Here is a 21,241-nt window from a genome sequence, read left to right as displayed (position 1 = left end):
TTTCCTCAAATTTATAAAGGTTTAGGAAAGTACCAGTAACCAGGAGCAACCTTTATATAACCCTGATCACCGTATTTAAATGATTTGCCTTTGAGCCAATCATCTTTTAATTCAACGGAAAATTGCACATAGTGTTCGCCCCAGGTTTGCATATAATCGGTGACAAAACTACGCAGTTGTTGTAATTGACCATCATCCAGTGACCCTTGAATAATAAAGGTGACACTGCCGCTGTTATCATTGCGGGTATAAGGAATGGCCATTTTTTTAATCCCCGCTTCGGCCTGATAAGCGACTTCTGTATCACTTATCACTAGCAATTGACTTTGCTAGGCATAGGGAATTTGTTGATTCAAATTCTTTATAAGCTGTGCCCGCTGTTGATCATTAAGCTGACTGCGCTCTTCACTGATTAATATTACGGGTGATTGAGGTGTTTCTATTCTGATGCGATGGTATTTTACCGTCGGCCAATTTTCAGTTAACCATAATCCAATGCGTTGTTCTTCACTTTGCAAACTTAGCACTCTGACTGGCTTAGAAAAATGAAGACGTATCAAAGATTGCCGTGCCCATGCCACTTCTTTTTCATTATTTGCCAGAATATAAATCCAACCATCATGACCGTGAAAGATATGATATTTTCCTTCGTTATCACCGAGCAAGGATGAAAGTTCACCGCTTTGTTTTTGCTTACTGTCTCGATAGTCAAAATTAGCCACAATGATTGCCGAAATTAATGTTACTGCGCTTAAAGAGCACCAAAGAGCGGCTCGGGATTTTTTTGCTAATGGCAAGGGCGTTGTTTTTTCTTTTTCTTTTCCCGGATAAAGCAGAATTTCTTCTGCCCATTCACTGTTTATTTCTTTGACCGCAAAAACGACTTCGCCAACGGTGATTATTTGGTTAAAGAGTATCGACGCTGCCTTATTTTTTTCGCTATCGTCTTCATTATTTAGTTCACGTAATAATACGTTGGCTGGCGTTTGGTCATCAATGTTAATTTCAAAATTACTGCCTGCTGAAGTAACCGGAATAAAAATAGTATTTTCAGGAAAAATGGGTAAATGCTGTTGTGTTAACACTTCATTTTCTTTAGCCACAATAAATAATGTTTTACCGCTCGCTAGATCGAATTCACAGCCCTTTAACATACCATTGAGCAAACGAATAACGATCTGTGCTGCTGTGGTTTCTTTTTTTATTTCTCTATGCATAATCGCTTATTACTTTTTTTAGCAATCCAATGTGAAGTCTAGCCGTGTCAATATAATAATGAGAGATTAACAAATGGCGCTTGTCACATCCTGATAAGAATCTCATCAATTATCCTGATGACCATCATGTTTTATTTTATTTGTTATAATGTGTCCATACACGACGAGCATAACGCATTCTCAGATCACGACGAGATTTATGTAATCCCGCGTTATAAGCACCGACCGCTTCCCAAGAATATCCGTAAATTTTCATCATATCAGAGAGTATTGAGGCACCGACAAGCACCGACAAACAGGGGTCTGCTTTCATCTTTTTTGCATCAATGCCAAGTTTACGTAACCGTGGAAAGTGGCTACTGTTAATTTGCATCAATCCAACGTCATAACTGCCATTATTATTGCGACCAACTGCATTGGGTTTCATTCCTGACTCTACTTGCGCAATGGCCTTAAGCAATTTTGCTTCAATACCAAAACTTTTTTCTGCTTGCTGCCAACAACTTGCTTGTGCCAATGGACTGAATATAAGCAGGATGAGTGTATTTAAATAGACAAATATTTTCATATTGATATTTCCTTTAGCTAGCTATATTTAATTGAGTAACAGTGTTGTTGTGTCGTAATGGACTATAAAAACATTTTTCTTTAACTGGAGTTGATAATTTTTTATATTTCAAAGAAAGTGACGCATTTTTTGCTGCTGTTGAAATATCACTCATGAAATAATTCTGCATAAAATAATCGTGCACAGTTTTTTGCGTACCATGATTATGTTCTCTCGGCGAATTCACATAGTGATAATTATCTAATAAAATACCTTGGTTTTCAGCGGATGCTTTCGTTTTTTCGGCTAATTCAATGGCTTCGATATAATGCTCTTCTTTTGCCAGAATAACCGCCAAAAAACTTTGTAATGTGGCATGTTGTGGTGCCTGTTCAATCAATTTTCTTTTGCCTATGCGAATAGCAGCAGTAGCATCACCATTGATAAAGTTTAATAGCATTTTAAGAATGCCAGAAGCTACCCTTGTCGGTAATAATTTCAAACTGATATGTACCGCATCAAGCGCTTCTTTTATACGCCCCACAAGCAGTAAATGCCAGGCATGATAATAATGAATTGCCGCATTCGATGGTGCGAGTGATGTCGCCTGTTGAAATAAAATATCAGCAACACAATGTTCTTTATTTATACTATTTAGTATCGCTAATAGGGATAAGGCTAGAGCATTATCTGGCTCTTTCGACAAGGCTTTTATTACCGTCCTTTTTGCTTCCATTTGCGCATGTTTTTTATCGAATAAACCTAAATTTGCCATTGCCAAATAACATTCAGCGATACTGGTTAATAAAAGTGGATGGTTTGGATCTTTATCCAAACATTGCAAAAATTGTGATAAAGCTTTTTTCACACTCGAAGGCGTATAACAATCAAGTTGATGGCGTCCATTAAGGTAAGCAATGGCAGTATCTGATTCTTTCATGAGTGAAACCGCATTTTTTCCGTTAATTAAACAAGGGATATAACGCGGTAGAAAATCGTCGATCAGGCATTGCAAACTAAGACAACTAAAATTAATGTTCTCATCAAGCGTGAAACTTTCTCGGTGAACGATATAATGATCTCGAGTACGTACTAATTCAATACGTAGCGAAGGTTTAATACTATGGGTTATCATCATACCCGCGAGATAATAATCAGGCTGGGTTTTATCCAATAAAGTGACAATATCATCATAATCTTTACAACTGCTGGTCAATGTTGAAGGCAAAATATTTAGCCCTCGTGCCGCATATTTTGATAACGCCTGTATTAAAAAGTCGTGCATCACTGATGAATGAGTAGGGTTATCCATTTTGAAAGGCAATACGGCGAGCACACTTTTTGATTCACGTTCATTCACTGGCGAGACGTGGGTGACTGGGCATGTAAAACGGTAGCCTTTACCATAAATAGTATCAATATAGCGATTGTTTTTATTTTCCTTCAGTAAGCGTCGTAATACATAGACACAACGTGTCAATGATTCTTCAGCAACAGCATCACCTCCCCACACTTTTTCTAATATTTCATCTTTAGAAATAAGTACACCGGCGGAGTTAAGCAAGAGTATTAACACCCCAAGTTCTTTAGGTGGCAGACTGGTTTCTTTATCCTGGTAATAAAGAATTCCATCCATTCTTAAAGTAAATTCACCAAAAATATATTGTTCAACGTCAGATAATATTTTATTCATTAGATACTAATCTCTTAGTTTAATTAGCCTAAATTTTCTGTGTTACTTCCATTAATAAGGTGGTTAATGCAAGTAGATACGTTTGTTTAATAGATCACTGTGTTTATAAAAAGAAACGCAGTTTCTACGATTAAATAACGGCTAGGACAAAATAATCGTTTTATATAAACAAAACTATCTCAATATGACTATAATTTATCTTTAATAAGATAGGTACAAACAATGGCGGTCATATTAATCTATTCTTGGTAAAAAAATGTATAGCACTTGTAAAAGTGCCGAAATTAGCAATTTTTTCGTAATAGAGGAGGAAAGGTATTTTTTACTGATGTAGAGATAAGAGCCTGTATTAGCTCGGCCAAAGGTGTTGCACCAATAATTGAACCTTACGTTTGCCACGAAATTCATTAACGTCGAGTTTGTAAGCCAAATGAACGTCAAGCACAGTATTATTGGGCCATATCTTAGGATCAATATTAAAGGCGATGCCATCCAGTAAGGGGCCACCGGTTAGCGGTTGCAAATTTAACTTTAAATGGCATTCACCTACTAGCCGCTGTTGTAGAATGCGAAATTTACCATCAAAAGTGGGTTCCGGAAAAGCTTGTCCCCAAGGCCCCCTGCTTGCAATAATTCCGCTATTTCCAGTGATAATTCGCCTGCGCTCAGCTCCCCATCGGACCAAATAATCCCTTCAAGCTGTGAGGCATCCAATGTTTCGCCGACGAGATCGGCAAAGCATTGTCGAAATTGCTCAAATTTATCTTGCTGTAACGACAGCCCTGCCGCCATCGCGTGGCCGCCAAATTTTAATATGAGCCCTGGATTTTTTGCATCCAGGCGCTCCAATACATCGCGTAGATGTAAACCGGCAATAGATCGCCCCGAGCCTTTCAATATCCCCTCTCCTGCGGGGGCAAAAGCGATGACTGGCCGATGAAAACGTTCTTTAATGCGTGATGCGAGAATACCTACCACCCCCTGATGCCATTCTTGGTGATACATAGCAATGCCATAGGGCAACACGTTGCTGTTGTATTCCAGTTGATCACAGAGTTGCAACGCTTCTGCCTGCATACCTCGTTCAATCTCACGTCTGGTTTGATTAAGCGCATCAAGATCCTGAGCCAGTGTTCGTGCTTCTTCTTGGTCGTCACTCAGTAACAATGCCACACCAATCGACATATCATCCAGGCGTCCCGCTGCATTGAGCCGAGGAGCAATGAAGAATCCCAGGTCACTGGCAACCAATTGTTGTGCATCACGTTTAGCAACGTCCAATAAGGCACAGATACCGGGGCGACATTTCCCTGCCTTGATACGGTTCAAACCCTGATGTACCAAAATACGGTTATTGCTATCCAGCGGCACCACATCAGCGACGGTGCCTAAAGCGACAAGATCCAGCAGCTCGGCCAGATTCGGTTTCAGCAATGCCTGTTGCGCAAACCAACCGCTATCTTGCAAACGAGCGCGCAATGCTAGCATGAGGTAAAACGTTACCCCGACTCCAGCGAGGGATTTAGAAGGGAAAGCACAATCGGCAAGATTAGGATTAATGATGGCGTCGGCAGCGGGCAAAACATCCCCAGGTAGATGGTGATCGGTCACCAGAACCTGTATTCCTTTTTGATGAGCGAGATCGACACCGGCGTGAGAGGAAATACCATTGTCTACCGTGATAATCAATTCTGCACCTCGGACAGCAACTTGCTCGACCACCTCAGGGCTAAGACCATAACCATCGTCGAAACGGTTAGGCACCAAATATTGCACGTTATTCGCACCCATGCTGCGCAGCGCCAGTACCGCCAGCGCAGTGCTGGTAGCGCCATCGGCATCAAAATCTCCAACGACCATTATCTGCCGCTGTTCAGTCATTGCCTGCTGCAGCAGATTAACCGCTGTGTCAATACCTGCTAGTTGTTGCCATACCAGTAGGCTTTTTACACCCCGTTCTAACTCTTGTGCATCTTTAACCCCCCGCGCCGCATACAGGCGGCGCAGTAGCGGGTGCAATTGCAACGGCAGTTTATATTGAGGTGTCATTTCACGACGACGTAGCTGGGTTTTGATTATCACTGACCACCGTACCTACAAATATCTATTGAGAACCTATTCGAAATTTCTTGTGCTCGCCGTGTTTTAGTCACGTAATTCGTCGAAAACACGCTCAAAATGCTCCTTGACGCCCTTTTATTGTACAAAAAGTAAACTTGGCCTTTCGCTCAGTTTTCCCTCTTCTGAGCAACGCGAAAAAAATTTGGAACAGGCTCTAAGATTGCATTTGTTCCATGATAAATGGAATAGCATAAAATAGGTAACAAACAGGGATAAGATTTTTGCGAGCTGTATCGAAAAAAATCATTTATGTCATCTATTTTATGCATATTAGATAACAAATTGACTTTATTCCCGGTATACAGGCAGGAATGTGCTGACTTGTGGCCAGAGCAAGGAGAAAGCCGTTGGAACATAAGAAAGATCTTACTATGAAAAAAGTTGCCGAAATAGCAGGCGTTTCAACTGCAACCGTGTCGCGGACATTGACATACCCAGAAAAAGTTTCCATTTTTACCCGGCGCAAAGTGGAGGAGGCAGTTGTCACCGTGGGTTATTATCCTCATACCTTATGCCGTAATGTTAACCATCATGAATCCCATAATATTTTGGTTATCGTACCAGATATCAGCGATCCATTTTTTGCTGATATTATTCAGGGCATAAAGAAAACGGCCGTCGATCATGCTTATTTAGTGATCATCGTAGATTGCGCACAACAAATTCAGCAGGAACAAACGTTTATCGATCTGATTGTTACCAAGCAGATTGATGGCATGTTACTTTTGGGCTCCAATTTGCCTTTTAACATTGGTAAAGAGCAGCAACGGAATTTTCCGCCAATGATCATGGTGAATGAGTTTGTTCCGGAACTGGAATTGTCCACGGTACATATCGATAATCTCAGTGCTGCCTTTCAAACCGTTGACTACTTACATAGCCAGTTGGACCATCATCGTATTGCCTGTATTGCCGCGCAAGAGTGTATTCCACTTAGTTGTTACCGTCTGCAAGGTTATATTCAAGCACTTCACCGTAACAGTATTACAATAAGAAATGAGTACATCGTTCGTGCTGATCGCAGCTACGAGGCAGGAGCCAAAGCATTCGCCACGCTGATGACATTACCTCATTCACCTACAGCAATATTTTGTTACAACGATATTATGGCCATTGGCGCAATTTGGCAGGCAAAAAAACTGGGATTACAGATCCCACAAGACGTTTCACTAGTAGGATTCGATAACCTGGAATTATCACAATATTGCGATCCCCCATTAACCACAGTGGCACAGCCTTGCTATCAAATTGGTCAGAAAGCCATGTTGTTACTGCTTGAACAGCTTAGCGGCCAGCGGATGAAAACGGGTTCTTATCTGCTAGATTACGAATTAATCATTCGTAAAAGCACATCTAGGCCCAGATGCTAACCTTGGTAACAGCAAATAGGTGGTATAGCTGCGCAATTTAATTTTGATTGCCTAACGGATACATTGAGGAGTAAATATACGGAATGGCTCATATTTGTGTGCTAATCAAAATTAAATTGCGTAGCTGTATAGCCTACACAAGGCTTAATCCGAAACTGTGCGAATTTGGCGTATCTAAACGGCGAAGCCGTCTCTCAAAAGTCGGTTATACCGAACTAAGAATCTGTTCCAAATCTTCTTGAGTGACGCTCAGACGAAGAAAAAACGGGCGAAAACGCGCAGTTTATTTTTTGTATAATAAGAGGGAATCAATGAGCATTTTAAGCGCATTTTTGACGAATTACTTGACCAAAATACGGCGAGCACAAAAGATTTCGAACAGGCTCTTAGAGCCTTATTACCTAACAAAGAAACCTTTGCTCGGTAAGCAACAGCAATATTGACGTATAATGACACAAATGATGGGTTAAAATGAAAAGGCAACTTACTCATAATAAATGAAAAATCGTGTTTTATTGCTTATTATATAAATAAAATATTATTTAATAGATTATTTTTTAAAGTGTTGTCTTTATTTTTAGTGCAGTGTTGATCACTACCAGCATAATAATCGTAAAAAGCAAATTGTTTTTCATATCGGTATCTCAAAAATAATTGTAGCGCTAATATTACATCCGATAAAATTATATGATCCCAATGCGTTATATATCGATGGTGATTTTTCAAAAATTAATGATCTTTAATTGACATTGGAATTTTAACAGTTCCACTTTTCATCATTAATAAGTAAGCTTACCAACACACCAGTAGCGTTGTTGTGAGACGGTGCTACCATTTAATCAAAGCAAAAGGAACGCTCGGATGTCGATTCCCCTTACTTGGCACGATGTTATTGGCCAGGAAAAACAACAGTCTTACTTTCAGAAAACGCTCAGCTACGTAGCAGAGCAACGCGATGCGGGTAAAGTCGTCTATCCTGAGCAGCAAGATGTATTCAATGCCTTTCGTTTTACTGCCCTGATGGAAGTCAAAGCGGTTATCCTCGGGCAAGATCCTTACCATGGAGCAAATCAAGCACATGGCCTATCATTTTCCGTGCTACCTGGCGTGCCTATTCCCCCTCACTGATGAATATGTATAAAGAATTGAAGGCAGATATTCCGGGTTTTATATACCCTAATCACGGCTATTTACAAAGCTGGGCGCAACAAGGTGTGCTACTGTTGAATACGGTATTGACAGTTGAAGCAGGTAAAGCACATTCTCATGCAAATCTTGGCTGGGAAACTTTTACTGACCGGGTCATCGCTGCATTGAATACATATCGAGAAGGCATAATTTTTTTGTTGTGGGGATCTCATGCACAAAAAAAAGGACGGATGATTGATACAAAACGTCATTTTATTCTGCAAGCGGCTCATCCATCCCCCTTATCTGCCCATCGGGGGTTTTTCGGCTGTCAGCATTTTTCGAAAACGAACCAACTGTTGCAAGAGCATAATTTGGTGCCGATAGACTGGCAGCCAGGACTGCTAGCGTAGATTGACACCACAAAAAAGGCACTGTTGAAAAAAGTGCCTTAATGATCACGGAAAAAATGTTAACTTTCTGCTTTGCCCTTGGATACCTCGACCATCGCTGGACGTAATAAGCGGCCATTGAGTTTATAACCCTTTTGCATCATCTTGATGACATAGTTCGGCTGAACTTCATCAGATTCAGACAATTTCATCGCTTGATGACACTCCGGGTTAAACGGCACCTGAATATCTGCAACAATTTCAATACCAAATTTACCTACAGTGTCCAGTAAAGATTTCAGCGTCAATTCGAGCCCTTCGATCATGGGTAAGAGTTCAGTATTCGATCTCTCTACCAGTGACAATGCTTTTTCCAAACTGTCAATCACCGGCAATAATTCGCCTGAAAATTTTTCTAGCCCAAATTTTCTAGCTTTTTCGACATCATTTTTGGCACGACGACGGATATTTTCGATTTCAGCTTCTTTGCGGGGCAAACTTTCACGTTCTCTCTTCTCGGCAGCCGCCAATGCCGTTTCTAGCTTGGCAATTTGGGCTTCTAGTTCAGTAACACGTTGGTCCACAGTATCATCGGTCTGTAATGTTTCGCTTGCTTGCTGCTCAACTGTCTGTTTATTTTCTTCTGCCAACGTTTTATCGATAGACGTTTTCTGTTCTTTATTGTCATTCTTCATAGATATCTCCGCGTTTTAGCATTAATCTCGCAAGTTGGTCTATTATGGGGATCAAAACGGTGGATTCAAGGGAATTGGTCACAATGTTGAAAGAAGGAAACATCCCTGTGAGGAAAGCGGCGGTAATGACGAAAAAATTTAACTGTATTGGTATTGTTGGGCACCCACGCCACCAGACTGCGCTAGACACACACAAGATGCTATGCCATTGGCTCAAGTCCGAGGGCTACGAGGTTATCGTTGAAGAACAAATTGCCAAGGATCTCGCTTTAAGCAATACCACTGTGGGTAGCTTAACAGATATTGGTAAAAATGCGGATTTGGCGGTTGTGGTTGGTGGTGACGGTAATATGCTCTGTTCTGCTCGAGTACTGGCCAAACATGATATCAAAGTGATCGGCGTTAACCGAGGTAACTTTGGTTTTTTAACCGATTTGGATCCAGATACTGCTCAGCAGCAGCTTGCTGAGGTACTAGCAGGTGAATACTTAAGTGAACAGCGTTTTCTATTAGAGGTCAAAGTTCTCCATGCCAACCATCACAAAAAGCCCAGCACAGCGATCAACGAAGTCGTGTTACATTCTCGCAAAAGGGTACAGATGATTGAATTCGAAGTTTATATTGACAATTATTTCGCCTTCTCGCAACGTTCTGATGGACTGATTATCGCCACGCCAACGGGATCTACGGCTTACTCACTTTCTGCCGGCGGCCCCATTCTAACATCAACCCTCGATGCTATCGTATTGGTGCCAATGTTTCCACATACCTTATCGGCAAGGCCACTGGTCATCAAAAGTAGCAGCACTATCCGTTTAAAAGTTTCCCGTAATGACTTAGAAATCACTTGTGACAGCCAGATTGCTCTGCCCATTCGGAAAGGTGAAGAGATAGAGATCAGCCGCAGTAAATGTCACCTTGATCTCATTCATCCCAAAAATTACAGTTATTTTAATACGTTAAGTACCAAATTAAGTTGGTCAAAAAAATTATTCTAAAAAAGTGCAAGCAATACTTTACTGTCGATAAAAACGGGTTATACTGTTAATAAATACAGCATTGTATTTATTAACAGGAGATTTGCCGTGCTAGCTCAACTAACTATCCATAACTTTGCTATCGTGCGTGAGTTGGAAATTGATTTTCAACCTGGAATGACCGCCATTACTGGAGAAACCGGCGCAGGTAAATCCATAGCCATTGATGCCTTGGGTTTGTGCTTAGGGTCTCGTTCAGAAGGAAATATGGCACGTTTAGGGACATCACGTGCCAATATTTGCGCACGTTTTTCACTGATAGACACTCTTTCCGCCCGCCAGTGGCTGAAAGATCACCATTTGGATGACAGTGATGAATGTCTGCTACGCCGTGTTATCGGTGCCGATGGTCGCTCACGAGGTTTTATCAATGGGACAGCTGTGCCACTTTCTCAGTTACGTGAGTTAGGCCAATTATTAATTCAGATCCACGGTCAAAACGCACATCAGTTGTTACTAAAATCTGCACACCAAAAACGGTTACTTGATGCATACGCTAATCAACACGTATTGTTAGCAAAAATGCAAAACGCTTATCAGACTTGGCATCAGAGTCGTCAGGCACTGGCACTATATCAGCAACAGATACTTGAACTTAATTCACGTCAGCAACTGTTGCAATACTACCTCCAAGAGCTCGATGCCCTTGCCCCTAAAGTAGGGAAATATGAGCAAATAGATGCGGAATACAAACGTTTAGCTAATAGAGGTCAATTGTTGTCGATTAGCCAACAGGTTCTTCAATCACTCTCCGATGGTGAACAACAGGATATTCTTAGCCAACTCCATAGCGTCAAACAACAAATCGTAGAGTTAGCGAACATAGATGATAAACTCAATAACTTTCCTACTATGCTCGAAGACGCTTTAATTCAGATCGATGAAGTCAGCATTGAACTGAGAAATTATGTTGCCCAATTGGACAACGAACCAGGCCGTTTGCATGAACTGGAACAGCAGTTAGCGCTTCATCTTGATTTAGCGCGGAAACATCATATTGCTCCTGAAGCATTGCCCCAATTTTATCAACAACTCTTGGCAGAACAACAACTACTTGCACAACAGGAAAATGATCATCAACAACTTAGCCAAAGCGTGCAAACTCATTATCAACACGCTTTGGAGATAGCTGATCAACTACATCGTAAACGCCAATATTATGCACAAGAACTGGCGACTTTACTTACTGAAAGTATGAATCAGCTTGCTATGCCTCATGGTCAATTTACTATAGCTACATTCTTTGAACCAGAGTCCCTCAGCGCTGATGGAGCGAGTCGCATTGAATTTTGCGTTACCACGAATCCAGGTCAGCCATCACAGCCTCTAGTTAAAATTACCTCGGGTGGCGAACTTTCACGTATCGCGTTAGCCATTCAAGTGATCACTGCTCGCAAAATGGATACTCCCGCATTAATTTTTGATGAAGTTGATGTTGGTATTAGTGGCCGAACTGCTGCCATTGTTGGTCGCTTACTGCGCCAATTAGGGGAATCAACTCAGGTAATGTGTGTGACTCATCTTCCACAAGTTGCAGGTTGTGGTCATCAACATTTTTTTGTTAGCAAGCAAACTGATGGCAATGAAGTAGAAACTCACATGTATCGGCTTGATAAAAAAAGCCGATTGCAAGAATTGGCACGTCTTCTTGGTGGGGGCGAGATCACAAAAAACACACTGGCCAATGCAAAAGAGCTGCTGACTGCATAGCACTAAAAGTGCAGTCGTTACCTTAATTGACGAAGGGAACGCAGGTCTGCCACTTTTACCAGTCACATAGCCAACAGTTGATTAATGTGGGCAAAATTTGTTCTGGTCAATTAATTTTTGACACAAATTCAAGGGCTTTATACCGCTTGATATAGCTGTGCACTTTAACTTTAATTATAATATAAAAAATAATCCAAATGAGCTAAAGATGAGTTATTCCGTTGATTTTCGGCGTAACGTCCTCAGTGTTCGAGAGCAGGAAGGACTGAAAGCCCTTCTTCTGGAATATCAAGTGAGGCTAATTTTACGTTACGATTAACTATCCGGTTCTTTCTCAACGTGGTGACCCCAATCCAGCCAGGAGAACGAATGGCGTTGAGATTATCTAAACTTGACCACGCATCCATCACCACCGCTTCAGGGCTTATGCCCTTCGCTTTTGCCAGTTTGAGCATGTCGCAAAAATGCGAGCTTTTTGTTTTTCCGGCGGTCTCTTTGTCGTCAATTCGGTAGTCAATAGGCACTGACTCTCCCGTTTCAAGACCCTGCCACAGCAGATTAACCAAACCAATACCGGCTATAACACCCTGTTCATTACCAGAATATTGATAATGAAACAGCTCTATCTTCTTACTCCGTTTTTTTGCTAGCACAGTATCAGCCGCAATCACTAAACAAGGCGCTCCACGCTCAATCGAGGGCGCGACAAGTTGACACAACTCTTTGGGACGAAAACAGCGGCTCTTTAACCTGCGAATTACGCTATCATGGGATACCCTTGACGGGCTCACTTCTGACAACACCAGACTAGAATATCTCACACGACTCGCTTGTAAAAATGCTTTATATACCCGTGATCAATGAAGATGCTTGATTTTGAAGTCGATAAGGATCATGCTCATAGCCATGAAAATAGAGCTGACTGCTGACCAGAAAATTACCCTCGAAGCCCAACATCGTCAAAGCCATGACCGCCGTGTCTGTGACAGGATCCGGTGTGTTTTGTTGTCCGCAGACGGCTGGACTCCCCCTATGATTGCTCACTCACAGCTCATTAATGAAACCACGGTGCGGCGCCACCTTACAGACTATCATAAACTCAACAAGCTCAAGCCTGAAAATGGCGGCTCCGATGGCTATCTCAATGCGGAACAGACCACGTCGCTGGTTGAACATCTCACCCAGCAGCTCTACCACCACAATCACCAAATTGTGGCCTATATCGCTGGACGCTGGAACATCACCTTTACCGTATCAGGTCTGTATAAAGGGTTGAAGCAGCATGGCTTTAGCTATAAAAAGCCGAAAGGTGTTCCGCATAAATTTGCCGTTGAGAAACAGCCGCAATTTATAAAGACCTACAGCGAATTGAAAGACGCCGCGGGTAATGACCCCATACTGTTTATTGATGCCGTTCATCCGACACAAGCCACCAAAATAAGCTACGGCTGGATACGAAAAGGCCAGGATAAAACGATAGAGACCACCGGGAGCAGAACGCGGTTGAATATCATGGGAGCCTTGAACATCCAGAATGTGGCTAACCCCATAATCCGTGATGATGAGACGATTAACAGCGAAAATGTGGTTCACTTCCTGTCTGCCATTCGCGCGCATTATCCCATCACGACAACGGCACATGTGATCCTCGAGGGTGCAGGCTATCACCGTTCACAGCTTGTGCAAGACGCCGCGCTTACGTTGAATATCCAGCTTCATTACCTTCCGCCGTATAGCCCGAATCTAAACCCGATAGAGCGATTGTGGAAGGTGATGAATGAGCAAACACGAAACAATAGATATTACCCATCTAAACAGAGTTTTAAGAACGATATCTTAAACTTCTTTGAAGTGAAGCTACCACAAATGGCAAGTTCTCTGGTATCTCGCTTAAACGATAATTTCCAGGCGCTAAATCCTGCATCTTGATTTCACTTGGGTATATACCCATCGCCATTAAAACCACTGGAAAATTTGCTCAACTAGATTAAAAATAAGGTCATGAAAATAAACTCACTGACAGCCTCTCAAAAACAAGATTTGGAACGCCTTCATCGTTACGAACACGATGGCCGTGTTCGAGATCGAATCAAAGCCGTGTTGTTGAAAAATGAAGGCTGGAATAACAAAGCGCTTGCCCAAGCATTACGTATTCATGAAGAAACAGTGAGGCAACATGTAACAGATTGGCTTTCAGACGAAAAATTAAAGCCTGAAAATGGCGGCTCGTATAGTAAGTTGAGCGTGCATGAATCTTTATTGCTTGAAAAACACATTGAAAGCACGACTTATAGCCGTGTCATCGATATCTGTGCTTATGTGGAAACCCAATTTGGCGTCTGTTACACCGTATCTGGCATGACAAAATGGCTGCAAGCGCATTGTTTTAGCTATAAGCAGCCCAAAGCGACGCCGGTTAAAGTGGATGTTGCTCAGCAAGAAGCGTTTATCGCGTCTTATTTCACTTTGCTAGAGAGTGCTCTTAAGAATGAACCGATTGTTTTTATGGATTCAGCCCCTCCAACGATGGCCACCAAAGTGGTCTGCGGTTGGATAAGGAAAGGCAAAGATAAGCCGCTGGTCAAAACAGGGGCAAAAACACGGGTTAATGTCATGGGAGCCATTGAATTGAGCACCATGAAGGTGGTCAGTGCCCGTCCTGAGCAGGTGAATTCAGAAACCACCGTCGCTTTTTTTGAGCAGCTCAAAGCTGCTTATCCTGATGCACAAAAGATACACATTATTTTAGATAATTCTGGCTATCATTGCCGTCAGCGAGTCAAAGACGCCGCATTAGAGAAGGCTATCGTACTCCATTATTTACCCCCTTATAGCCCTAATCTTAATCCCATCGAGCGATTATGGAAGGTCATGAACGAGCGTGTCAGAAACAACCGATTTTTCTCTTCAGCCAAAGAGTTTCGTGGGGCTATAGCCGAATTTTTTGATAGTACATTGGCAAAAATTGCTCCCTTTCTCAGGGGCAGAATTAACGATAATTTCCAAACCATCTAATCCAGACCTTCAAGTTGAATGAGTAGATACCACAAGTTTGTTTGATTTCCCGATGATAAACTTCAACAGACCAACGGGCCTCGGTGACAGCCTTCATCTGTTCCCGGGTGGGGTTCTCTTTGTTCGTTGCAACATAATCAATGCGACCGTGTTTGGTCACAAACTTGAAGACTGTCACCCAACCATCGCCCCGCAGGTGTACTGAAAGCCCTTCTTCTGGAATATCAAGTGAGGCTAATGTGACGTTGCGATTAACTATCCGGTTCTTTCTCAAGGTGGTGACCCCAATCCAGCCAGGAGAACGAACGGCGTTGAGATTATCTAAACTTGAATACCGAATACCACGCATCCATTACCACCGCTTCAGGGCTATACCCCTCGCTTTTGCCAGTTTGAGCATGTCGCAAAAATGCGAGTTTTTTGTTTTTCCGTCGGTCTCTTTGTCGTCAATTCGGTAGTCAATAGGCACTGACTCTCCCTTTTTAAGACCCTGCCACAACAGATTAACCAAACCAATACCGGCTATCGCATCATGTTCATTACCAGAATGGTGATAATGAACTCGCTCTATCTTCTTACTCCGTTTTTTGGCTAGCACTCTATCATCCGCAATCAGAAAACAAGGTGCTTCCCGGTCTATCGAGGGGGCGACAAGTTGCCACAACTCTTTGGGACGAAAACACCGGCTCTTTAACCACCGGCTTACGCTATCATGCGATCCCTCGACGGGCTCACTTCTGACAACGCTAGACCAGAATATCTGACACTACTCGCTTGTAAAAATGCTTTATAAAGGTCTTTCGTACAGGGATAGTCTGACATCTCATTACCATTCTTATCTTTTTTCCTACTCTCCTTTGACCATCATTTATTACAGTGCGAAACTCGTGTCAGTGAAGGGAGAGTATACGCTTTTTTTGGTAAGATAAACCGGTTCAGTTAATCTTGGTTCAAATATTGGTTTTCTCCCCACTAAAATGGACTATAAAAGCATGAAAATAGGTTATGCTCGTGTTTCAACGAAAGAGCAATAGGTGTCCATGCAGGTTGATGCACTGAAACAGGCGGGTTGCACGCAAATAGTTGAAGAAATAGCAAGTGGTGCAAAAACAGCAAGACCTGTTCTTGATGAAATCATGAGAAATTTAAGAGAAGAAGACACCTTGGTTGTATGGAAGTTGGATCGCTTAGGCAGAAATTTGGCACACCTGATTCATCTTACTACCCAGCTTCTCGAAAAAAAAGTGGGCTTAATCAGCTTAAATGATCCGATTGATACCACCACCGCGCAGGGTCGATTGATTTTTGGTATTTTTGCCTCATTGGCTGAATTTGAACGTGAACTTATCAGAGAGCGTACGCAGGCGGGATTAAAGTCAGCACGCGCGCGTGGGCGAAAGGGGGGGCGCCCTAAAGGAATGAACCCAACGGCAATAGAAAAAGCGGCTATCGCTGAAGCACTTTATAAAAATGGGACTATCCCAGTTAAAAAAATTGCTGAACAATTAGCCATTTCAAAAACGACGTTGTATTTGTACTTACGATCCAGAGGGGTTGTTATTGGTGAAAAAACAGAGCGGGTTGTTACACGTTGAGCATTCTCTCTAGTAGGCCTTGGTAAGGTAAAGAAAAATCATCATGTAAATGGCATTGAGATAAATTTTCGTTATTAAAAAATAGTTAATTCATAGTGTTAACTCAGAACGAACACTTTTGGGGGTTCCTCCACACGACCCCTTTAAGATATAGGCAAAGAAATGCCCTGCGTTAAACGCATACCGCATAATCCTATAATTCCCTTGCAGACCAACAAAAATGTAGTAACATAAACGTATGAAGATAACATTTGAATGGGATCAGACGAAAGCGGAAAGCAACATCAAGAAGCACCGCTTAAGTTTCGAAACAGCCATCCGTGCTTTTGCTGACCCGTTCGCGTTGGTTGAGCAAGACCGCATCGAAAATGGGGAACACCGCTGGCAAGCTTTGGGACTTGTCGAGGGCTATTTGTTGGTTTTGGTGGCACATACCATCCGAGATAACGAGGACGACATCGACGTCATTCGTATCATTTCGGCTCGTCGTGCCGAACCTAAAGAGAGGAAGCGTTATGAGCAAAATCGTTCGCTATGAAATTGATCTGAAAAACCTGCCTCCGTTGACAACAGAACAGCAGGCAGAGCTTAAAACACTGAAAACGATGCCGGATGAATCCATTGACTACAGCGATAGTCCGCGATTGGACGATGTATTTTGGAAAAATGCCGTGCAAAATCCACTTTATAAGCCTACCAAAACTTCTACGACGGTGCGGGTTGATTCGGATGTCATTGCGTGGCTTAGGAGTGAAGGTAAAGGCTATCAGACCCGTATCAACACTATCTTGCGCGAAGCAATGATCCGCTCTCTGCATCACAAGGTGTAAGGCTCTAAGATTTTGACTAAACTCTATCACATGGCATTCTTCTGATTAAGCTAGGCCCGTCGGGGCAAGCGTGCCATGTTACCTTAAACAGGTTTCTTGGCCGATTGCCCTGACGGGGAAAAAGAGTGAGTAACTTGTCTATTTAATTTTTCGTTTTTATGCTCCTGCTATGAAAGGTGTGCTGAGGCTGCCTACATGGGGGTTAACCGGCGTGAGTGACGCGGGTGTCTGTGCCTGTGTAGCACGGCCTGAAGATGGAAGGCCTGACATGGCTTCACGTAATGCACTGGACACCTGAGCGTCATCTCGATGGGCCGGTCTTTCTTTTTGCACCTCTTGCAGTCCGTTGAACAGGACCTCGTTTTTTGGCGTGACATCCAATTTATCAAAGACGCCGTTTTTATCTTGTAACCAAAGATGACGGTACTCTGCATGTTTCATAAAGTGTTTGATACGGACAGTCGGATACGAACTCGGGGCGCTCGCGTGGCTCAGCACCACATCGTTGTTATCCTGTTTTTCTATCCGCATGTTTTCGAACGACCACGGCAGTAGCACGACATCTTGGGCGATGTATCCGCCGTTTTCGCTGCCATTATCTTGGTTATCAATCTCGACATTACGGGCGCCAGCCTGGATATGATACCTGTCTGCCCCCTTTACCCTTGAGTGTATCTTTGCCATGTTGGTGCCATAAGCGATTATTTTCCTCGTCTCCCGGCAGAGGCGTGGTTGACAAGGTGTTATTTCGTTTGTCTCCTTGCAGGTGGGTGCTAAATTTCGTCCCTACCTGCGCCAGTTGTAAAAAATGAGGCACCCGGGTCGGGCTATTATTTTCATGACGGCTGACCGGTTTTCCCTTGATGGTGACTTTCACTTGTTTTTCACCCTCACGGCTGGGGGTGATGAATTCAACCTGGATGTCCTCCGGTCGGGCCGCACGCAGAAACGCTTGTCGGCTTTGGTCATGCTCGGGAATGTAGTGCGCGGTTAACGGGGTCAGGGATGGCCAATGCCCGTCGGCGGCGCGTCTGAGCGTTTGTGGCCATCCGGTGATGCGCAGGCCATCACGGGTATGGAGGACATAGGCGTGTTGCAGGCTTTTTTGCTGACCGTCTGCGTGCAGACGGTACATGTTTTCTAACCTTAGCTCAGTGTGGGCCCCGTTATCGCCCCGCAGTTGCAGCCACACCTCTTCGCCGGCCAGCCGAATACTGGCGATGTCTTCTGCGTCATAATCCAGGAGCACGTTGCTGTGTGCCTGCGGCTCCACCTGCTCTTTTAACGTTATCTGTGCGCGTGTTGCGCTCTGATTGCGAAGGATATGGTAGCTGTCTGTTCCTTTTCCTCCGGCTGCATACCCGCGCCCTAAACCGAGGGTATTGTTACCCGCGTCTCCTGTCAGTAAGACAGACACGTCACTCTGTCCGTAGGCATGTTCAATGTGGCTTAACCGAGCCAGTGTCTTAACATGCGCCAACGCGTTTAGCTGCGTTATCGCCTCTTCTCGCGCCTGCCCCGTTAATTGCGCAATCCGGGCTAACCGATCAATCACATCCTGGCGCTGCCCCTCACGGTAATACGCGGCGAGGCCAATATCGAGCGCCAGCAGGGTGCTCTTGCCATTCATTGGTTGGCGCGAGGCGATCACCGTATCTCCCTGGTCACGATCGCTCCCCGCACCCTGCCCGCCATCCAGGACGTGCGGGGTGGTCGGCGCCGCTTGACCCAAAAGTCGAAAACTGTCTGCCTGGCTGCCCCCAGTAAACTGTTTGGTGCCGCCGCCGATGTCGAAGTCATTTTTTCTGTCCCGCCTGCCCAGGACTCTGTCATTACCCTCGCCCATATTCACCTTGTTGATGGAGTCGGCCTCCGAGGGTCGGCGAAAAGGGGCTCGGACTGCCTCGCCGGTGGGACGGAGGGACACTAAGAATTTTTCGCCGTTTTCGTCAATAATGTTCACGATTTGACTGGCGCCACGGGGTGCGAAGCGGTTCTGGCGACTTGCCGCCTTCGCCGGGCCAAAGGTGCCATCGGCTTGTCCCTCTGCAATGGTGTAGCTTCCATCGTCTTGGATCACCACTAAATCGGCGCGGTGGTCGCCATTCATATCATGCAGCTGTATTTGCGCATTATTGAATTTCTCTGGCGTGAACAGCTGTTTTATCCCGTCATGATGTTGTACTGCTTTGGCGATAAAAGGCATCTGGCGATTGCCGCTGCTCAAGAGCGTGTAGAGGTCCCCTGTTTTGGTGATGGAAACAATATCGTCATCACCATCGCCATCAATATCGCCGACCACACGATGAAGATAGGCCGCCACAGACGCGGGGACGGACGCGGGGTATAACGTGGAAAGCGCCATTGACTGCGCGGGTTCAAAAATACCGGCGGCGGCGGCCAGCGCATCGTCGGCCTTCACGGGTTTGCCATAACTGATGTTGACATGGCCTAGCCCGCTGCTGTCGCGGCTAACGTCTCGTGTAAATGACACAAAATCCGCCCGGCCGTCTTTATCCACGTCCAGTAACACCGGGGGGCGTCACTTAAAAATGACCGCTGCAGGCCGTTTGATTGCTCGCGACGGGCAAAGGCCCCGTTTTTATGGGCTAAAAAAATCTGTACCGGGTCGCTACTGTCGCCGACGGCCACCATATCGTCCCATCCATCCCCGTTGATATCCCCGACCGTCGTTCTTATTGTCGGCCAGATCAGCGGCACGATGCTATCGATACGCTGTTGAGTCCCATAACCGCCTTTCCCATCAGATTTTAGGAAATAGAACCCATCAATAGAATAAAAGGCGAGCTCACGGTGACCATCATGGTCAATATCGATACTGATTGCGCGCGTATCATTTTGTAAGGGATTCAAGCTCACCGTGGGCAAGGGGTGATCGGCCGTCGCAACAAAGGACCCTACCGGCTGGTCCGCGCCGATAAAGGGTTTTTTTAGCACGGTCGCGGGCAGACGCGCGTCCTCATCATTCAGATCAACGACCTCGTCGACCCCCTCCGCGTAAGGCAGGTAGTAGTTTAGTGAATATTCTTCCAGTCTCACGACGGCTTTCCCTTCGCTTTGTTGGAAGGTCAATACCCTGTTTCCTCTGCTATACCGCATGGCGTAGCTGGCCGCCTCTTGTTGCATGGCGTCTGATGACGGTATTGCTGTCGGGGGATGCGGTCACGTATGATGTGCTCGCCCTTGGCGATGTCTGTCGCCACGATCCGCCGATAAGGGAGGGGGTTCAGCTTGACGACCCCTCGGCTGAGGTACAGGGTCTCAATGTTGATGTTAGCCCGTAATACGGTTTTAGCAGCCTGTTCCAATCGGGCGGTCAGTGCTTCCTCTGCCTCCTCTTTTAGCTGGTAGGCCGTTACCTGGTTTTCCACCTCCGGCGTCTGATCTTGCCCGGTAAAGGCCAATACCCCAGCTTGAAAGGTTTCCCACCCGTCTAATTTGACGATTTTTTTGATCTCGTCCACTTCACGGACTGCCGAATAAATGCCGCCAGCTAAGAGCAGCGCTGCCCCGAAGGCCAATCCCACCGGGCCGGCTACCGCGGCGGCGGCGCCGCCAAGCGCAAAAGCAAGGGGGACGCCGATGCTTACCAGCGCGCCGGTGAGCGATAAAGACCCTTCGACGATCAAATCTTGGCGCAATGTCGGATCGGTGGTGGTGGCGAGCTGACTGAAAGCACGGAATGCCTGGTAGAAGTCAAAACCGCTGGATAAGACGCCGAGCGCCGGGCCGCCAAAGCGAGCCAACTGCAGTTTGAAGCCTGACTGCAGGCCCATCTGGGTCAGACGACTGCCCCAAATGCCGAGCCCCTCTTGGGTGAGATCAATCGCCATGTTGGAACTCAGTGCAAACAGGGCCATATCCCTTTCT

General features: G+C 44.6%; 16 protein-coding genes and 4 pseudogenes. 9 read left to right on the top strand and 11 right to left on the bottom strand.

The window, feature by feature from the left end; all coding sequences use genetic code 11:
• Positions 1–11 precede the first annotated feature (11 nt).
• From CCS41_RS09125 to recJ, 4 genes and pseudogenes are all read right to left on the bottom strand, one after another.
• Positions 12–1,217, bottom strand: a pseudogene (locus tag CCS41_RS09125) (PrgH/EprH family type III secretion apparatus protein).
• Between the two features lie 136 nt (positions 1,218–1,353).
• Positions 1,354–1,779, bottom strand: coding sequence for a type III secretion system invasion protein IagB (gene iagB, locus CCS41_RS09120; RefSeq protein WP_420836467.1), 426 nt, complete (start codon positions 1,777–1,779; stop codon positions 1,354–1,356).
• Positions 1,780–1,798: 19 nt separating this feature from the next.
• Complete coding sequence (locus tag CCS41_RS09115; RefSeq protein ID WP_072550175.1) at positions 1,799–3,457, bottom strand: winged helix-turn-helix domain-containing protein; 1,659 nt, start codon at positions 3,455–3,457, stop codon at positions 1,799–1,801.
• Between the two features lie 349 nt (positions 3,458–3,806).
• Positions 3,807–5,539, bottom strand: a pseudogene (gene recJ, locus CCS41_RS09110) (single-stranded-DNA-specific exonuclease RecJ).
• Between the two features lie 386 nt (positions 5,540–5,925).
• On the opposite strand from recJ, the gene cytR reads away from it, so the two are divergent.
• Complete coding sequence (cytR, locus tag CCS41_RS09105) at positions 5,926–6,948, top strand: DNA-binding transcriptional regulator CytR (protein WP_072550177.1); 1,023 nt, start codon at positions 5,926–5,928, stop codon at positions 6,946–6,948.
• 861 nt (positions 6,949–7,809) lie between these two features.
• Positions 7,810–8,489, top strand: a pseudogene (gene ung / locus CCS41_RS09090) (uracil-DNA glycosylase).
• A 59-nt stretch (positions 8,490–8,548) separates the two neighbouring features.
• Here ung and grpE read toward each other — a convergent pair.
• Positions 8,549–9,163: a nucleotide exchange factor GrpE gene (gene grpE, locus CCS41_RS09085; protein WP_072550179.1), complete on the bottom strand. Its 615-nt coding sequence runs from the start codon at positions 9,161–9,163 to the stop codon at positions 8,549–8,551.
• 125 nt (positions 9,164–9,288) lie between these two features.
• Between grpE and nadK the strand changes: the two genes are divergently transcribed.
• Both nadK and recN read left to right on the top strand, forming a co-directional pair.
• A complete protein-coding gene (gene nadK / locus CCS41_RS15690; protein WP_072550190.1) occupies positions 9,289–10,161 on the top strand; it encodes an NAD(+) kinase in 873 nt (290 codons plus the stop codon).
• A gap of 87 nt (positions 10,162–10,248) precedes the next feature.
• Entirely contained in the window at positions 10,249–11,910 is a 1,662-nt protein-coding gene (gene recN, locus CCS41_RS15685) for a DNA repair protein RecN (RefSeq protein ID WP_072550180.1), read from the top strand.
• Between the two features lie 242 nt (positions 11,911–12,152).
• On the opposite strand, the gene CCS41_RS09075 is transcribed toward recN, so the two are convergent.
• Positions 12,153–12,731, bottom strand: a complete 579-nt coding sequence (locus CCS41_RS09075) for a transposase (RefSeq protein WP_162860048.1) — start codon at positions 12,729–12,731, stop codon at positions 12,153–12,155.
• An 85-nt stretch (positions 12,732–12,816) separates the two neighbouring features.
• Here CCS41_RS09075 and CCS41_RS09070 point away from each other — a divergent pair, with 85 nt between their 5' ends.
• Positions 12,817–13,839, top strand: a complete 1,023-nt coding sequence (locus CCS41_RS09070) for an IS630 family transposase (protein ID WP_119797078.1) — start codon at positions 12,817–12,819, stop codon at positions 13,837–13,839.
• 72 nt (positions 13,840–13,911) lie between these two features.
• Positions 13,912–14,925: an IS630 family transposase gene (locus CCS41_RS09065; RefSeq protein WP_119797244.1), complete on the top strand. Its 1,014-nt coding sequence runs from the start codon at positions 13,912–13,914 to the stop codon at positions 14,923–14,925.
• 25 nt (positions 14,926–14,950) lie between these two features.
• Here CCS41_RS09065 and CCS41_RS17710 read toward each other — a convergent pair.
• Positions 14,951–15,747: pseudogene (locus tag CCS41_RS17710) on the bottom strand (IS701 family transposase); the annotation flags it as partial.
• A 218-nt stretch (positions 15,748–15,965) separates the two neighbouring features.
• On the opposite strand from CCS41_RS17710, the gene CCS41_RS09050 reads away from it, so the two are divergent.
• The 3 genes from CCS41_RS09050 to CCS41_RS09040 all read left to right on the top strand — a co-directional run bounded on the left by CCS41_RS09050 (position 15,966) and on the right by CCS41_RS09040 (position 17,350).
• Positions 15,966–16,520, top strand: a complete 555-nt coding sequence (locus CCS41_RS09050) for a recombinase family protein (RefSeq protein ID WP_240313909.1) — start codon at positions 15,966–15,968, stop codon at positions 16,518–16,520.
• Positions 16,521–16,758: 238 nt separating this feature from the next.
• Positions 16,759–17,058 (top strand): BrnT family toxin, encoded by a 300-nt coding sequence (locus CCS41_RS09045; protein ID WP_119797515.1) that lies wholly within the window; start codon positions 16,759–16,761, stop codon positions 17,056–17,058.
• Entirely contained in the window at positions 17,036–17,350 is a 315-nt protein-coding gene (locus tag CCS41_RS09040) for a BrnA antitoxin family protein (RefSeq protein WP_119797514.1), read from the top strand. The genes CCS41_RS09045 and CCS41_RS09040 overlap by 23 nt, the downstream gene beginning before the upstream one ends.
• 156 nt (positions 17,351–17,506) lie before the next feature.
• Here the strand turns inward: CCS41_RS09040 and CCS41_RS09035 are convergent, their stop codons facing one another.
• From CCS41_RS09035 to CCS41_RS09020, 4 genes are read right to left on the bottom strand one after another with little or no spacing between them, the layout of a single operon-like run.
• Complete coding sequence (locus CCS41_RS09035; protein WP_162860047.1) at positions 17,507–18,034, bottom strand: hypothetical protein; 528 nt, start codon at positions 18,032–18,034, stop codon at positions 17,507–17,509.
• Positions 17,970–19,772 (bottom strand): hypothetical protein, encoded by a 1,803-nt coding sequence (locus CCS41_RS09030; RefSeq protein ID WP_119797512.1) that lies wholly within the window; start codon positions 19,770–19,772, stop codon positions 17,970–17,972. Before CCS41_RS09030 ends, CCS41_RS09035 begins: the two co-directional genes overlap by 65 nt.
• Positions 19,773–19,801: 29 nt before the next feature.
• Complete coding sequence (locus CCS41_RS09025; protein WP_119797511.1) at positions 19,802–20,443, bottom strand: FG-GAP repeat domain-containing protein; 642 nt, start codon at positions 20,441–20,443, stop codon at positions 19,802–19,804.
• A complete protein-coding gene (locus CCS41_RS09020; protein WP_119797510.1) occupies positions 20,440–21,231 on the bottom strand; it encodes a hypothetical protein in 792 nt (263 codons plus the stop codon). Before CCS41_RS09020 ends, CCS41_RS09025 begins: the two co-directional genes overlap by 4 nt.
• Positions 21,232–21,241: the final 10 nt, after the last annotated feature.

Source organism: Candidatus Fukatsuia symbiotica (genome assembly GCF_003122425.1).
GTDB lineage: Bacteria > Pseudomonadota > Gammaproteobacteria > Enterobacterales > Enterobacteriaceae > Fukatsuia > Fukatsuia symbiotica.
This window is presented reverse-complemented; position numbering and strand designations above follow the sequence as displayed.

Excerpts from the sequence above, each read along its gene's own strand:
- CCS41_RS09115 (WP_072550175.1), bottom strand. The coding sequence starts at position 3,457 with ATGAATAAAATATTATCTGACGTTGAACAATATATTTTTGGTGAATTT.
- grpE (WP_072550179.1), bottom strand. The coding sequence starts at position 9,163 with ATGAAGAATGACAATAAAGAACAGAAAACGTCTATCGATAAAACGTTG.
- nadK (WP_072550190.1), top strand. The coding sequence starts at position 9,289 with ATGACGAAAAAATTTAACTGTATTGGTATTGTTGGGCACCCACGCCAC.
- CCS41_RS09070 (WP_119797078.1), top strand. The coding sequence starts at position 12,817 with ATGAAAATAGAGCTGACTGCTGACCAGAAAATTACCCTCGAAGCCCAA.
- CCS41_RS09065 (WP_119797244.1), top strand. The coding sequence starts at position 13,912 with ATGAAAATAAACTCACTGACAGCCTCTCAAAAACAAGATTTGGAACGC.
- CCS41_RS09050 (WP_240313909.1), top strand. The coding sequence starts at position 15,966 with ATGCAGGTTGATGCACTGAAACAGGCGGGTTGCACGCAAATAGTTGAA.
- CCS41_RS09045 (WP_119797515.1), top strand. The coding sequence starts at position 16,759 with ATGAAGATAACATTTGAATGGGATCAGACGAAAGCGGAAAGCAACATC.
- CCS41_RS09040 (WP_119797514.1), top strand. The coding sequence starts at position 17,036 with ATGAGCAAAATCGTTCGCTATGAAATTGATCTGAAAAACCTGCCTCCG.
- CCS41_RS09035 (WP_162860047.1), bottom strand. The coding sequence starts at position 18,034 with ATGGCAAAGATACACTCAAGGGTAAAGGGGGCAGACAGGTATCATATC.
- CCS41_RS09020 (WP_119797510.1), bottom strand. The coding sequence starts at position 21,231 with ATGGCCCTGTTTGCACTGAGTTCCAACATGGCGATTGATCTCACCCAA.